12 protein-coding genes are annotated in these 14,489 nt (G+C 73.2%); 2 read left to right on the top strand and 10 right to left on the bottom strand.

The features are described 5' to 3' along the window. The first annotated feature begins 9 nt into the window (after positions 1 to 9). Complete coding sequence (gene gndA, locus AAEP86_RS07960) at positions 10 to 1,467, top strand: NADP-dependent phosphogluconate dehydrogenase (RefSeq protein ID WP_420370003.1); 1,458 nt, start codon at positions 10 to 12, stop codon at positions 1,465 to 1,467. 103 nt (positions 1,468 to 1,570) lie between these two features. Here the strand turns inward: gndA and AAEP86_RS07955 are convergent, their stop codons facing one another. Further along, positions 1,571 to 2,260 (bottom strand): hypothetical protein, encoded by a 690-nt coding sequence (locus AAEP86_RS07955; RefSeq protein ID WP_420370002.1) that lies wholly within the window; start codon positions 2,258 to 2,260, stop codon positions 1,571 to 1,573. Positions 2,261 to 2,375: 115 nt separating this feature from the next. Between AAEP86_RS07955 and AAEP86_RS07950 the strand changes: the two genes are divergently transcribed. After that, positions 2,376 to 3,977 (top strand): molybdopterin-dependent oxidoreductase, encoded by a 1,602-nt coding sequence (locus tag AAEP86_RS07950; RefSeq protein ID WP_420370001.1) that lies wholly within the window; start codon positions 2,376 to 2,378, stop codon positions 3,975 to 3,977. 148 nt (positions 3,978 to 4,125) lie between these two features. Here AAEP86_RS07950 and AAEP86_RS07945 read toward each other — a convergent pair whose 3' ends face one another. The 9 genes from AAEP86_RS07945 to AAEP86_RS07905 form a co-directional block, all read right to left on the bottom strand. After that, complete coding sequence (locus tag AAEP86_RS07945) at positions 4,126 to 4,914, bottom strand: putative protein N(5)-glutamine methyltransferase (RefSeq protein ID WP_420370000.1); 789 nt, start codon at positions 4,912 to 4,914, stop codon at positions 4,126 to 4,128. Between the two features lie 63 nt (positions 4,915 to 4,977). Continuing rightward, complete coding sequence (locus tag AAEP86_RS07940; RefSeq protein ID WP_097180781.1) at positions 4,978 to 5,955, bottom strand: ribose-phosphate diphosphokinase; 978 nt, start codon at positions 5,953 to 5,955, stop codon at positions 4,978 to 4,980. A gap of 54 nt (positions 5,956 to 6,009) precedes the next feature. Continuing rightward, entirely contained in the window at positions 6,010 to 7,443 is a 1,434-nt protein-coding gene (gene glmU / locus AAEP86_RS07935; protein ID WP_420369999.1) for a bifunctional UDP-N-acetylglucosamine diphosphorylase/glucosamine-1-phosphate N-acetyltransferase GlmU, read from the bottom strand. A gap of 90 nt (positions 7,444 to 7,533) precedes the next feature. Beyond that, on the bottom strand, positions 7,534 to 8,913 hold the full coding sequence (locus AAEP86_RS07930) for an MFS transporter (protein ID WP_420369998.1): 1,380 nt from the start codon (positions 8,911 to 8,913) through the stop codon (positions 7,534 to 7,536). A gap of 205 nt (positions 8,914 to 9,118) precedes the next feature. After that, positions 9,119 to 10,156: an NAD(P)-dependent alcohol dehydrogenase gene (locus AAEP86_RS07925; RefSeq protein WP_420369997.1), complete on the bottom strand. Its 1,038-nt coding sequence runs from the start codon at positions 10,154 to 10,156 to the stop codon at positions 9,119 to 9,121. Beyond that, positions 10,153 to 11,541 carry an ROK family transcriptional regulator gene (locus tag AAEP86_RS07920; protein WP_420369996.1) on the bottom strand — a complete coding sequence of 463 codons (1,389 nt, stop codon included), beginning with the start codon at positions 11,539 to 11,541 and terminating at the stop codon, positions 10,153 to 10,155. The genes AAEP86_RS07925 and AAEP86_RS07920 overlap by 4 nt, the downstream gene beginning before the upstream one ends. Positions 11,542 to 11,633: 92 nt before the next feature. After that, positions 11,634 to 12,683, bottom strand: a complete 1,050-nt coding sequence (locus AAEP86_RS07915) for a sugar phosphate isomerase/epimerase family protein (protein WP_420369995.1) — start codon at positions 12,681 to 12,683, stop codon at positions 11,634 to 11,636. Positions 12,684 to 12,714: 31 nt separating this feature from the next. Further along, positions 12,715 to 13,815 carry a Gfo/Idh/MocA family protein gene (locus AAEP86_RS07910; RefSeq protein ID WP_420369994.1) on the bottom strand — a complete coding sequence of 367 codons (1,101 nt, stop codon included), beginning with the start codon at positions 13,813 to 13,815 and terminating at the stop codon, positions 12,715 to 12,717. Beyond that, positions 13,812 to 14,459: a ThuA domain-containing protein gene (locus AAEP86_RS07905; RefSeq protein WP_420370462.1), complete on the bottom strand. Its 648-nt coding sequence runs from the start codon at positions 14,457 to 14,459 to the stop codon at positions 13,812 to 13,814. The genes AAEP86_RS07910 and AAEP86_RS07905 overlap by 4 nt, the downstream gene beginning before the upstream one ends. Between the last annotated feature and the right edge of the window lie 30 nt (positions 14,460 to 14,489).

Below are 14,489 nucleotides of genomic sequence, written 5' to 3'. Positions count from 1 at the left end.
GGAGACCTCGTGGCAGACAACAACGGTCAGGCGAACATCGGGGTGGTGGGCCTCGCGGTGATGGGCTCGAACCTCGCGCGCAACCTCGCTTCGCGCGAGGGCAACACGGTCGCGGTCTACAACCGCACCTACGCCCGCACCGAAGAGCTCATGCAGGAACACGGCGACGCCGGCTTCATCGCATCAGAGGACATCGACGACTTCGTCGCGTCCCTGTCGAAGCCCCGCACCGCGATCATCATGGTGCAGGCAGGCAAGGGCACCGACGCGGTCATCGGCCAGCTCGCCGACCGGTTCGAGGAGGGCGACATCATCGTCGACGGCGGCAACGCCAACTTCCACGACACGATCCGCCGCGAGCACGACCTCCGTGAAAAGGGCCTCAACTTCGTCGGCACCGGCATCTCCGGCGGCGAGGAAGGCGCCCTGAAGGGGCCCTCGATCATGCCCGGCGGCTCGGACGAGGCCTGGGAGACCCTCGGCCCGATCCTCGAGTCGATCGCCGCGGTCGCCGAGGGCGAGCCGTGCGTGACCCACATCGGCACGGACGGCGCGGGGCACTTCGTCAAGATGGTGCACAACGGCATCGAGTACGCCGACATGCAGCTGATCGCGGAGTCCTACGACCTGCTCCGTCGCGCCGGCGGCCACAGCGTCGACGAACTCGTGCAGATCTACGAGAAGTGGAACGAGGGCGACCTCGAGTCCTACCTGATCGAGATCACCGGCGAGGTCCTCAAGCAGACCGATGCCGACAGCGGCAAGCCCCTCGTCGACGTCATCCGCGACGAGGCCGGCTCCAAGGGCACCGGCGTCTGGACCGTGCAGAACGCGGTCGGCCTCGGCATCCCGGTCTCCGGCATCGGCGAGGCCGTCTTCGCCCGCGCGGTGTCGTCGAAGCCGTCGCAGCGTGCCGCCGTCCAGAAGTCGGTGAAGAGCCGGCCCGACGTGGTGCAGGTCCCCGACACGTTCGAGGACGACGTCCGCGCGGCGCTCTACGCGTCGAAGGTCGTCGCCTACGCGCAGGGCTTCGACCTGATCATCGCCGGTGCGAAGGAGTACGGCTGGGACATCGACCTCGGCAACGTGGCGAAGATCTGGCGGGGCGGCTGCATCATCCGCGCGCAGTTCCTCAACCGCATCGTCGAGGCCTACGACAAGGACCCCGAGCTCGAGTCGCTGCTGGTCGACCCGTACTTCGCGGACGCGGTGGCGGAAGGTGAGGCCGCATGGCGGCGCATCGTCGGCATCGCTGCCGCATCGGGCATCCCCGCCCCGGGGTTCTCGTCCGCGCTGGCGTACTTCGACTCGCTCGCGTCCGACCGGCTGCCCGCGTCGCTGATCCAGGGCCAGCGCGACTTCTTCGGCGCGCACACGTACCAGCGCATCGACAAGGACGGCACGTTCCACACGTTGTGGTCCGACGACGACCGACGCGAGGTCGAACAGGAACCCTCGACCCACTGACGCGACGAGCAGGGGCCCCGCCGATCGGCGGGGCCCCTGCTCTGCTCCGTCGTGACACGGCGGCGCTCCGTCGACACTCGGCGGCGCGCGGCGGGTGACGCCGTCAGGCGACGATGCGTTCGCGGGCGAGGTCCGCGACGAGCCGTTCGAGCCGCGGCCCGCGTCCGAGCAACCGGCCCGACCCGGGCGACGCGCGCACGAAGAACGTCGCGACGGCTGGCGAGTCGTCCGGGCGGACGTGGTGCATCGCGATCGCCCACGCCCGACCGTCACCGTGCACGTCCTCGAGGCCGACGTGCACCATGCGGCTCCACCGGATCACCATGAGCCGGGTGGCCCGGCGGTCCTCGAGTTCCCACAGGGACGCCTCGGTCGCGCCGACGGCCCAGGTGACCCGGTTCCCGAGCGACGCCTCCGGCCGGACGGACTCGATCGTGGCCCGGAGTTCCTCCGTCGGCGCCGCCGGCACCAACCACACGGTCGGGTCGATGCGGCGGATCGCGAGGGCGAGCGCTTCGTCCTCGCGGCGTCGATGCGACGCGTGCGCGCGGGCGACCGCGACGCCGATGACGACGAGGCCCAGCGTGATCGCGACGACCTCCGCGACGCCGAACCAGGTCAGGTCGACGCCGGGCGAGAACGCGACGACGACGATGCGCGTGGTGAGCAGGGCCGCCCAGACGGCGACCACGACCCACCGGAGGACGGCGAGACGCCGCGCGGGCGACACCGGCCGGCGCTGCGGTCGGCGAGCGCGTCCGGGGCGTGGGACGCGGTCAGGACGGCTCAGCACACCCCGATCCTCGCACGGCTCGTCGGTGGTCGGCTGGCCCGGCCCGGTGAACGCGTGCCGAACCGAGTGCGCGGCTGTCAGCCCGTACGCGGCCCACGCGACCTACGCTCGGGCAGTGACCACTGACCAGGAGACCCTCGCGCCGCCCGCGGAGCGCCACGAGACCGCACCGCCGGCTCACTGGTGGGCCGCGGCCACCGGGCTGGTCGCCGGAGCGTCGTTCTTCGCCGCCGCCGAGCTCGGCGCCCTCCTGCTCGGCGGCGCAGGCAGTCCGCTCGTCGCCGTCGGCTCGGCCGTCATCGACCTCGCACCCCGTGGCGCGAAGGACCTCATGGTGTCGCTCTTCGGCACCGGCGACAAGGTGGCGCTGTTCGTGCTCATGGGCGTCATCGTCGCCGTGGTGAGCGCCGCCGCCGGCGTCCTGGAACGTGCTCGACCGCCGTTCGGCGCCCTCGTCTTCGCGGTCGGCGGTGGACTGTCCCTCGTCGCCGTGAGCACACGCTCGGACAGCGGGATGCTCGACGGCGCGCCGTCGGTGCTCGGGGTCGCCGCTGCCGTCGTCGTGCTCCGGGTCCTCGCGGGTCGCCTCCGGCGGTGGGAGGCGGCAGCGGCGGTCCCCTCCGCCTCCCCGCGGCCGGCGGCGACGGAGCGTCGGGCGTTCCTCGCGTGGGGCATCAGCGCTGCGGCGGTCGCCGTCGTCGTGGGCACGGCCGCGCGCGTCGGGTCGTCCGCCGTGCAGGCCGCGGCAGCCGCGCGTCGTGCGATACGGCTGCCCGCACCGGCCACCGCGGCTCCGGCCGTGCCCGACGGGGCCTCGCTGTCCGTCGAGGGGATCACCCCGTACATCACCCCGAACGCCGACTTCTACCGGATCGACACCGCCCTCCGGGTGCCGTCCGTGGACACCGCCGACTGGCGCATCCGCATCCACGGCGCGGTGGACCACGAGGTCGAGCTGACCTGGGACGACCTCCTCGCCCTCCCCCTCGAGGAACACCACGCCACCCTCAGCTGCGTCTCGAACGAGGTCGGAGGCGACCTCATCGGCAACGCCCTGTGGCTCGGCTACCCGATCCGGCTCCTGCTCGAACGTGCCGCGCCCCACGCCGGGGCCGACATGGTGCTGTCCCGGAGCGTCGACGGGTTCACGGCGGGGACGCCGCTCGACGTCCTGCAGGACTCCGGCACGGCGGCGCTGCTCGCCGTCGGCATGAACGGCGAACCGCTTCCCCCGGAGCACGGGTTCCCGGTGCGCATGGTCGTGCCCGGGCTGTTCGGCTACGTCTCGGCGACGAAGTGGGTCACCGAGCTCGAGGTCACCCGGTTCGCGGACGCGCAGGGCTACTGGACGCCGCGCGGCTGGTCGGAGCGCGGCCCGGTCAAGCTGGAGTCGCGCATCGACACCCCCCGCGACGGCGCATCGCTGACCGCGGGCAAGACCGTCGCGGTCGCCGGTGTCGCCTGGCAGCCGCACACCGGTGTGAAGGGCGTGCAGGTGCGCATCGGCGACGGCCCCTGGCAGGAGGCCATGCTCGCGGACTCCGTGTCCGCTGACACCTGGCGGCAGTGGGTGTACCGGTGGGAGCCGACGAAGGGCTCGCACCGGATCCAGGTCCGCGCGGTGAGCGCCGACGGCGAGGTCCAGACGAGCGTCGAGCGGCCTCCGGCGCCGAACGGTGCGTCCGGTTGGCACACCGTCGAGGTGCGCGCCTCCTGACGGGGCGCTGACCGCCGTCGGTCGGGAGGCGCGGTGTGGGTCACGGGACACCGCGAGGACGTGCGTCACGCCCGCCGCACCGTCGCCGCGCCCGGCGGCGGTGGCCGCCGCGCTCAGCGGCAGCCGCCACTCCCGGCGGCGGCAGCCGTCACGCCCGGCGGACCGCCACCACGCAGGTGCCGTCGACCTCGTCGTCGCGTGCGACCGTGGCGTCGAACCCGGCGTCGGTGAAGCACGCGGCCGAGGCCGGTGCCTGCGCGTCCGACACCTCGATCACGACCGCACCACCCGGGCGGAGCCACTCGCCGGCACCGGCGGCGATGCGTCGGTGCAGATCGAGCCCGTCCGACCCCCCGTCGAGCGCGACGCGGTGCTCGTGGTCCCGTGCCTCGGACGGCATCGTCGCGATCGACGCGGTGGGCACGTACGGGGCGTTCACCGCGACGACGTCGACCGCGCCACGGAACCGGTCGGGCAGCGGCGCGAAGAGGTCCCCGGCGACGACGATGCCGCGGTCGCCGATGTTCTCCGCCGCCACCGCGACGGCGTCCGGGTCGACGTCCGACGCCACCAGGTCGAGCGCTCCGACACGGCCGAGCAACGCCACCGAGATCGCGCCCGCCCCACAGCAGAGGTCGACGACGCGGTCGTAGCGCTGCAGGCGTCGGGCCGCGTGGTCCACGACGACGGCGGTCCGCGCGCGCGGCACGAACACCCCCGGCGTCACCCGGACCCGGTGCCCGTCGAACGCCGCCCAACCCAGCACGTACTCGAGCGGTTCCCCGCCGAGCCGTCGCTGCACGAGGGAGCGCAGGCGCACCGGATCACCGTCGCCCGCCTCGAGCAACAGGTCGGCCTCGTCCTCGGCGAAGACGCTGCCCGCGGCGCGGAGGCGGGCGGTGAGCGCGGTGTGGGCGGGGGTGCGAGACGCGGTCACGACAGCCGACGTGGCGCGGACCGTCCGGCGCCGTCGGCGGCGCCCATCAGTGTGACGGCACCGCTACGCTGCACCGTCGAACATCGACGTGACGGACCCGTCGTCGAAGACCTCGTGGATGGCGCGCGCGATGAGCGGGGCGATCGGCAGGACCTCGAGCCGGTCCCAGCGCTTCTCCTCCGGCAGGGGCAGCGTGTCGGTGACGACGACCCGGTCGATGAACTCGCTCTGCAGCAGCTCGGTCGCCGGGTCCGAGAACACGGCGTGCGTCGCGGCGACGACGACACCGGTGGCACCGGCGTTCTTCAGCGCCTCGGCCGCCTTGGCGATCGTGCGACCGGTGTCGATGAGGTCGTCGACGAGCAGGCACACCCGGCCGGAGACGTCACCGACGATCTCGTGCACGGACACCTGGTTCGGCACGAGCGGGTCGCGGCGCTTGTGGATGATCGCGAGCGGCGCACCGAGCTTCTCGGACCAGATGTCGGCGACGCGCACGCGGCCCATGTCCGGCGACACCACGGTCAGCGTCGAGGGGTCGAGGATCTCCTGGAAGCGCTGCAGCAGCACGGGCATGGCGAACAGGTGGTCGACCGGCCCGTCGAAGAAGCCCTGGATCTGGGCGGCGTGCAGGTCGACGCTCATGATGCGGTGCGCACCGGCGGCCTTGAACAGGTCGGCGACGAGGCGGGCCGAGATCGGCTCACGCCCACGGCCCTTCTTGTCCTGCCGGGCGTACGGGTAGAACGGCGCGACGACCGTGATGCGCTTCGCGGAGGCACGCTTGAGGGCGTCGACCATGATGAGCTGCTCCATGAGCCACTCGTTGATCGGGGCCGTGTGCGACTGGATGACGAAGGCGTCGCACCCGCGGACGGACTCGTCGAAGCGGGCGTAGAGCTCGCCGTTCGCGAACGTGCGGGCGTCGGTCGGGACGAGCTCGACACCGAGTTCCTCGGCGATCTCCGCCGAGAGCGCCGGGTGTGCTCGCCCTGAGACGAGGACGAGTCGTTTCTGGCCGGTGGTTTTGATTCCGGACAAGTGCGGTGCTCACTCCCTGACCCCGGAGGGCCGTGTCGATCGGCCCGAGAGCCGTCAGATCTGTTCGCCGGTCGCGCGCCGAGCTGCCTCGGCCGCCGGCGAACCGGGCCGGTGTTGCTCGACCCATCCGTCGGTGTTGCGCTGCGGGGCGTAGCTGATGGCCAGCGAGCCGGCCGGTACGTCCTTGCGGACGGTCGTACCCGCGCCGGTGTACGCCCCGTCCCCAATCCTAACCGGGGCGACGAACACGTTGTGCGAGCCTGTGCGGACGTTCGACCCGACCTCGGTGCGGTGCTTGTGCACGCCGTCGTAGTTCGCGGTGATGGTGTTCGCGCCGATGTTCGAGTCCTCGCCCACCTCGGCGTCGCCGATGTAGGACAGGTGCGGGACCTTGCTCCCCCGGCCGATGACCGCGTTCTTCGTCTCGACGAAGGTGCCGATCTTGCCCCGCTCGCCGAGGATCGTGCCCGGGCGGAGGTACGCGAACGGGCCGACCGAGGCACCGTCGCCGATCACGGCGAGGGTTGCGTCGACGCGGTTGACGGTCGCGCCCGCCCCGACCTCGGTGTCGCGGAGCGTGGTGTCCGGGCCGACGACCGCGCCGGCGGCGATCGCGGTGGCGCCGACGAGCTGCGTGCCGGGGAGGACCTCGGCGTCGGGCTCGATCGTCACGTCGAGGTCGATCCACGTGGTGGCCGGGTCCTGCACGGTCACCCCGGCGAGCTGGTGCCGTCGGACGATGCGGTCGTTGAGCACCCGTGCCGCGTCGGCGAGCTGCGCACGGTCGTTGATGCCGGCGACGAGCCAGGGGTCGGTCAGCGTCACGACGTCGACGAGCCCGCCGCGGTCCGCGATGAGGGACGGCGCGTCGGTGATGTACTTCTCGCCCTGCGCGTTCGCCGTGGTGAGTGAGGGCAGGACGGCCCGCAGGTGCGTGACGTCGAACGCGTAGATGCCGGCGTTGGCCTCGGTGATCGCGAGCTGCTCGGTGCTCGCGTCCTTGTGCTCGACGACGCCGACGAACGCTCCGGAGGCATCACGGACGACGCGGCCGAGACCGGTGGGGTCCGGCGCGATCGCGCTGACGAGCGTCGCGGCGTTCGCGGCGCCCACGTGCGCGTCGACGAGCCGACGAAGCGACGCGGCGTCGAGCAGCGGGACGTCACCGGAGAGCACCACGACGGAGCCGTCGAAGTCCGCGGGGAGCGCCTGCACGGCGACCTCGACCGCACGCCCGGTCCCGGGGACGTCGTCCTGGTCGACGACGATCGCGGCGGGCGCGCGCTCGACGACCTCGGCGGCCACACGCTCGCGCTCGTGCCGCACGACGACGGCGACGTGCTCCGGCTCGAGGGACGACGCCGTCCGCAGCACGTGGGCGATGAGCGGCAGGCCGGCGAGGCGGTGCAGCACCTTCGGGGTGGACGACTTCATGCGCGTGCCCTGCCCGGCGGCGAGGACGACGACGGCGATCCGCTGGTCGGTCATGGCTCCATCCTGGCGCACGTCACCCGTGGAGTCCGTCGATCCGCTCCGGGACACCCGCGATCGGCCCTCGGGACGGGAGCCTCGCGGCACTCAGCGGGTCGCGCGGGGCCCCCGCGGCACGAACGCCATCAGCACGACCCCCGCGACCAGCACCACGACGACCCCGAGGATCCCGAACCGCGTCGAACCGCCGACCGTCACGGCGATCCCGAACAACGCGGGCGCGAGGAACGACGCCGCGCGCCCGGTGGTGGCGTAGAGCCCGAAGAGCTCGCCCTCGCGCCCGGGGGTGGCCAGCCGCGAGAGGTACGCCCGCGACGACGACTGCACCGGTCCGACGAACAGCGCGAGCGTGAGGCCGAGCACCCAGAACCCGGCCGTGACCGTGCCCACCAGGAACACGCCGATGCCGCACAGGGCGAGCCCGACGAGCGACACCGTGATGATCGCCCGTGAGCCGAACCGGTCGTCGAGCCGTCCGGACAGGAAGGTCGCGATGCCGGCGACGACGTTCGCGGCGATGGCGAACAGGATCACCTGCGACGGGCTGAACCCGAAGACCTGCGCGGCGACGATGCCGCCGAAGGTGAAGACCGCGCCCACGCCGTCGCGGAACACGGCGCTCGCGAGCAGGAACGCCAGGACGTCGCGCCGCTCGCGCCACAACCGCGCGATGTGGCGGCCGAGGTCGCGGTAGGCGCCGAACACGCCGCCGCCACCCACCGACGGGTCGGCCGCTGCCTCGGGGATGGTGACGAACAGCGGGATCGAGCTCACCGCGAGCCAGACCGCGGCGATGCCGATCGCGACCCGCACGTCCCACTGCCCGGACGCGACGGTCGCCGGGAGCTGCAGGAGCCCGCCGACGCCCGGGGTGCCGAAGTCCTGGATGCAGAGCACGAGCAGCACGACGAGCAGCACGATGCCCCCGAAGTACCCGGCCGCCCAGCCGATCGCGGACACCCGGCCCTTCTGCTCGCCCGGGGCGACCTGCCCGAGCATCGCGTTGTACCCGACGCTGGCGATCTCGTACGCCACCGTGCCGATGCCGAGGAGGGCGGCGCCGAGCAGCAGGAAGGGTTGGCTCGGCGCGACGAAGACCATGCCGCCGATGGACAGCGCGACGCCGACGGTCGCGACCAGGACCGACCGCCGACGGTGCCCGGAGGAGTCCGCGAGCCGGCCCACCGCGGGCGCGACCAGGGCGACGACGATGCCGGCGATCGTCAGTGCGGTGGAGACGACGGCCGCGTTGTGCGCCAGCTCGCGCTCGACGGTCGCCGCCCCGGCGGCGGAGGTGTCGGCCACGAGGTCCGGGTCGACGAACGCACGGCTCGCCAGGTACGTGCTGAACACGAAGGTCGTGACGACCGCGTTGAAGGCGGCGGAACCCCAGTCCCAGAGCGCCCAGGAGACGAGGGCGCGCCGGTCGGTGCGCTGCGGCACCGCAGCCGAGGGTGTAGCCGTCATGCGCGAACCGTAGCGCGTCGAGGTGTCGCACCGGTGGCCCCAGTCGGGGCCGCCCGACGCGGGTCACGTGTCCTGGTGGCGACCGGGCGACGGACGGGAGGCGCGGTGCGGGCCCGCACCGCGCCTCCCGTCCGTCCGGCGGTCACGTCGTCGACGGTCCGCGCTCGCGCACCCCGTCGGCGGGCGGGGTGCGGAGCACGGCGGCTCAGGCCGGCACGCCGTTCGGGTAGACGACCGACTTCAGGGACGCCGGGTCCGTGTCGCTCTCGAGCGCGTCGCGGACGTCGTCGAGGCCGTAGCGCCCGGTGACGAGCGAGTCCAGGTCGACCTGGCCGGAGGCCACCAGCTCGATGGCGACCGGCCACGTGTTCGTGTACCGGAAGATCCCGGTGACCGTGACCTCGAGGTTCTGGATGTGCTCGACCGGCAGCGTCATCTCGGAGTTGCCGAGCCCGACGAGGACGGCGGCACCGGCCGGGCCGACCGCCTTGATGCCGTCGGACACCGCGCGGGGCGCACCGCTGGCGTCGATGAACGCGTCGACGGGCACGATGTCGGACGCGACGGACACGACGGTGGGGTCGACGACCTCGGTCGCGCCGAAGGACAGCGCCCGCTCACGCCGCTCGGCGACCAGGTCGCTGACGACGATGCGGGACGCGCCGAAGGCCTTGGCGGCCTGGGCGCAGATGATGCCGATCGGGCCGGCGCCGGCGATGAGCACCGACGAGCCGGGGACGATGCCGGCCTTGCGGACCGCGGCGATCCCCACGGAGAGCGGCTCGAGCAGCGCGCCGGCCTCGAAGGACACCGCCTCCGGGAGCGTGTGCGCGAACTCCGCCTCGATCGTGACGAACTCGGCGAAGGCGCCGTCGACCGGCGGCGTCGCGTAGAAGCGCATGTGCGGGCAGAGGTTGTAGCGGCCGGCGAGGCACTGCGCACACCGGTGGCAGGGCCGCTGCGGTTCGACGGCGACGCGCTCGCCCACCCGGCCAGCGTCGACGCCGTCGCCGACCGCGACGATGGTGCCGGAGAGCTCGTGGCCGAGGACGAGCGGCTCCTCGACGACGAAGTCCCCGATCCGGCCGTGCCGGTAGTAGTGCACGTCGGAGCCGCAGACACCGACGGCGGCGACGCGGACGAGCACGTCGCCCGGGTCGACCTCGGGGACGGGCCGGTCCTCGACCGTGAGGTCCTGGGTGCCGAGCAGCACGCTGACGCGCTGGCTCTGGGTGGAGGTCATGCGGTTCTCGCTTCCTCGACCGCGTCGTCGCGGTCGTGTTCGGACAGGGTGGTGGTGGGGACCGCGGCGGCGACGGCCTCGGCGATCCGCGCCGGGTCGCGCAGCAGGTCGCGGAACGCGATCTCGGCGGCGCCGTGCACGAGGACGTCGCGACCGAGCGCCGCCGGCACGATGCGGAGCCGGTCCGCCGTGCCGGTCATCGACTGGGCGCGGACGTCGTCGACGATGCGGTCGCCGACGTGGTCGAGCAGCACGCCGAGGAAGCCACCGAGCACGACGACCTCGGGGTTCACGGTGTGGATCGCGTTGCGGAGGGCGGTCGCGAGGGCGGCGACCTGGCGGTCCACGACGCGCTCGACCTCGGGTCGTCCCGCGGCGAGCGCGGTGGCGAGGGCCTCGAGGTCGTCGGGTGCCGTGCCGGCGGCGGCGGCGAGGGTGTCCCGCGACGCCTCCGTCTCGAGGCAACCGACCGCGCCGCAGTGGCACCGGATGCCGTTCGCCGCCACGAAGGTGTGCCCGAGTTCACCGGCGTAGCCGTCGGCGCCGCTGAGCGGCCGACCGCTCGTGATGACACCGCCGCCGATGCCGCTCGCGCCGCCGTTGAGGTACACGAGGTCGTCGACGCCGCGGCCGCTGCCCCCGAGTCGTTCCGCCCACGCGCCGAGGTTCGCGTCGTTGGCGGCGCGCACGGGCAGGCCGGTCCGGTCGGCGAGCGGGCCGGCGAGGGGCTCGTCGTGCCAGCCGAGGTGCGGGGCGTACTGCACGGAGCCGTCGTCGACGCGGACGGTCCCCGGGACGGCGACGCCGATGCCGACGAGCCGGAGCGTGCCGCCGCCCTGTGCGCGCTGACCGCCCCCGACCGGGTCGCCGACATCGCCGGGGCTGCCGCCTGCGGCGAGGTCGGCGGGGCTCGTCTGCTCGGCGGTGTCGCTGCTGCTGCGGCCCGCGGCTCCGTCGCTCCCCACGGCCGGGTGGCGGACACGGTCGATGAGGGCCGCGACCGTCTCGACCGCCTCGAGGGGTGTCGGCGGGCGGTCCTGCGGCTCCACGAGGCGCGCACGCACGGTGCCGTCGAGGCCGACGAGCGCCACCGAGACCGCGTCGATCTCGACCGTGACCGCCGCCGCCACGACGTCCGCGGCGGCCCGCACGACGGGGCTCGGTCGACCCACCCCGGCTCCGGGCGACCCCGGGGCGGGCAGCTCCTCGTGCAGCAGCCCCAGGTCGACGAGCTCGCCGACGAGCGTGAGGGTGGTCGAGCGGTTCAGGCCCGTCCGCCGGGTGACCTCGGCGCGCGTGATCGGCCCGGCCTCGTGCACGAGCCGGAGCACGCGCGCGGCGTTCCCCGGCGCCGGGGCGGCGGGTGCGGCGGGCTGGGTCGTCATCGGTTCCTCGTGGTCGGGCGGTGTGGGTGGTGCCGGCGAGCGGGCGGACGGTCGGTCGGTCGGCGGCCGGCGGGGCGGCGCCGGCGGCGCCGCTAGCGCGAGCGGGAGAACGCGGCGTCGAACGCGGCCTCGGGCGGCGCGATGGTGCCGAGCTGCCGGACGAACGCCAGCGCCTCGGGTCCGCCGACGAGCCGGTCCATGCCCGCGTCCTCCCACTCGACGCTGGTCGGGCCGGCGTACCCGATGTGGTTCAGCACGCGGAACACCCGCTCCCACGGCACGTCCCCGTGCCCCGCGGTGACGAAGTCCCACCCGCGGCGGGGATCGCCCCACGGCAGGTGCGACGAGAGCCGTCCGTTGCGGCCGTCGAGCTGCTTCACCGACTCCTTGCAGTGCACGTGGTACACCCGGTCGGCGAAGTCGAGCAGGAACGCGGCGGGGTCGAGGTCCTGCCAGACGAAGTGCGACGGGTCGAAGTTGAAGCCGAACGACGGCCGGTCGGCGAAGACCTCGAGCGCACGCTTCGCGGTCCAGTAGTCGTAGGCGATCTCGGAGGGGTGCACCTCGAGCGCGAACCGCACGCCGACCTCCTCGAAGACGTCGAGGATCGGCGACCAGCGGTCGTGGAAGTCCTGGTAGCCGGCGTCGATCATGCTCGGCGGCACGGGCGGGAACCCGGCGACCGTCTTCCAGATGGACGAGCCGGAGAACCCGGTGACGGTGTCCACGCCGAGCGCGGCGGCGGCCCGTGCCGTCCACTGGAGTTCCTCGGCGGCACGCTGTCGGACGCCCTCCGGGTCCCCGTCGCCCCACACGTGCGGCGCGAGGATGTCCTCGTGCCGCTGGTCGATCGGGTCGTCGCACACGGCCTGCCCGGTCAGGTGGTTCGCGATGGTCCAGACCTGCAGCCCGTTCCGTTCGAGGACCGCCTTCCGGTCGGCCACGTACGCCGGGTCCGTCGCGGCGCGCCGGACGTCGAGGTGGTCGCCCCAGCAGGCGATCTCGAGACCGTCGTAGCCCCACTCCCCCGCCAGGCGCGCCACCTCCTCGAAGGGCAGGTCGGCCCACTGTCCCGTGAACAGCGTGACCGGCCTGGAGGCGCGGCCCGCCACCGTCTCGTCGGTTCCGTCCGTCGTCGTCATCGTCGTCGTCCTTCCTCGCGTGTGGGTCGGGTCACCAGGACCCGGGGGTGGCTCCGCTGGGCACGGTGTCGGGGCGGTCGACCCGCGACCGCACGTCGACCACGGTGTGGTCGCGGGCAGCAGTCTGCACCGCTTCCATGATCTCGAGCACGTGGAACGCGAGGTCCCCGGAGGCTCGGTGTGGCCGGTCGGTGGCGATCGCGTGCGCCATGTCGGCCAGGCCGTACCCGCGTCCGGCGTCGGCGTACCCGGCCGTCGTCGGCAGTTCCCGCCACTCGCGGGTGTCGGCCTCGGCGATCGTGACGGGATCGGAGAACCGGTTCGGGTCGGGCACACCGAGGGTGCCCTGCGTGCCGTACACCTCGAACAACGGGGCCCGGGTGGCCCACACCTCGAACGACACGGTCACCGTCGACACGACGCCGCCCTCGTGCTCGAGGACCGCGACGACGTGCGTGTCGATGTCGACCGGGATCGCCGTGCCTGCGTTCGGCCCGGTGGCGATCGTGCGGTGCCGGGTGGAGCGCGTGGAGGCACCGCTGACGCGGACGACGGGGCCGAAGAACGACACCAGGCTCGTCAGGTAGTACGGTCCCATGTCGAGCAGCGGACCGCCTCCGGGCTGGTAGTAGAACGCGGGCGCCGGGTGCCACAGCTCGTGGCCGGGTGCGGACCACGAGACGGCCGCGCCGACCGGGGTGCCGATCGCGCCGTCGTCGAGCGCCGCACGCGCGGTCTGGATGCCGGTGCCGAGCACGGTGTCGGGTGCGCTGCCGACCCGCAGCCCCACGCGTCGGGCGAGGTCGAGCACGGGCTGCGCCTCGTCGGTCGACATCGCCAGCGGCTTCTCGCCGTAGACGTGCTTGCCGGCGGTCAGTGCCCGGGTGGCGATCTCGGCGTGCGCGGCGGGGATCGTCAGGTTGAGCACGACGTCGACGTCGTCCGCGGCGATGAGTTCGTCGACGCTCGTCCCGCGGACGCCCTGCGCCGCACCGACCGACTCCGCCCGCGCGACGTCGATGTCGGCCACGGCGGTCAGCTCCAGCCCGGGCAGCGCCGGGAAGTGCTCGAAGTACTGCTGGCTGATGACGCCGACACCGACGACACCGACCCGCAGTGCTGGTCCGTTCACCGCGCTGCCCACAGGAGTCCCCTCTCGATGATCGTGCGGAGCGGCTGCGACTCGACGACCTCGAGCCGGTGCCCCGGAGCCGACACGAACACGCGTCCCTGCCCCCACTGCCGGGTCCAGATCGCCGGCGCCGTGACCGGACGGTTCCACGCGTCGAAGTCGCGTGCCTCCTGCGTCGTCGTCGCCAGGACGTCGTTGTACTCGTCGGAGAGCACCCAGTACTGCTCGGTCACGAGGTCGAAGTCCTCGATGCCCTGCGTGATCGGGTGCTCGTGCCCGGCCTCGGTGATGTGCACCGTGTACGGGATGTAGTTGTCCGACTGCTCGCCGGTGCGCTCCGACGGGTGCTTGCCCGCGTGGTGCGCGAACTGCCCGCCGACCATGTGCAGGTAGTCGGCGGTGTTCCGGAACGCGTCCGCGATCCCACCGTGCCACCCCGCGAGCCCGGCACCGCCGAGCACGGCACGTTGCAGGCCCGCGAACTCGTCGTCGGCGATGGTCGACATCGTCACGACCTGCACGATCAGGTCGACGTCCGCCATGACCGACTCGTCGGCGTACACCGCGGTCGAGTCCGACACCTGCACGTCGAACCCGTTGTCCCGCAGGAACGGGACGAACAGGTCGGTGGTCTCGACGGGCATGTGCCCGTCCCAGCCGCCCCGGACGACGAG

The sequence above is a fragment of the Curtobacterium sp. L1-20 genome, from assembly GCF_048755855.1.
Lineage (GTDB): Bacteria > Actinomycetota > Actinomycetes > Actinomycetales > Microbacteriaceae > Curtobacterium.
The sequence above is the reverse complement of the archived record's forward strand: the minus strand, read 5'-3'. Positions and strand labels throughout refer to the sequence as shown.

Coding starts and splice junctions, on each gene's coding strand:
- AAEP86_RS07920 (WP_420369996.1), bottom strand. CDS start 11,541: ATGACGACCCAGCCCGCCGCACCCGCCGCCCCGGCGCCGGGGAACGCC.
- AAEP86_RS07925 (WP_420369997.1), bottom strand. CDS start 10,156: ATGACCTCCACCCAGAGCCAGCGCGTCAGCGTGCTGCTCGGCACCCAG.
- AAEP86_RS07930 (WP_420369998.1), bottom strand. CDS start 8,913: ATGACGGCTACACCCTCGGCTGCGGTGCCGCAGCGCACCGACCGGCGC.
- AAEP86_RS07915 (WP_420369995.1), bottom strand. CDS start 12,683: ATGACGACGACGGACGGAACCGACGAGACGGTGGCGGGCCGCGCCTCC.
- glmU (WP_420369999.1), bottom strand. CDS start 7,443: ATGACCGACCAGCGGATCGCCGTCGTCGTCCTCGCCGCCGGGCAGGGC.
- AAEP86_RS07905 (WP_420370462.1), bottom strand. CDS start 14,459: ATGCCCGTCGAGACCACCGACCTGTTCGTCCCGTTCCTGCGGGACAAC.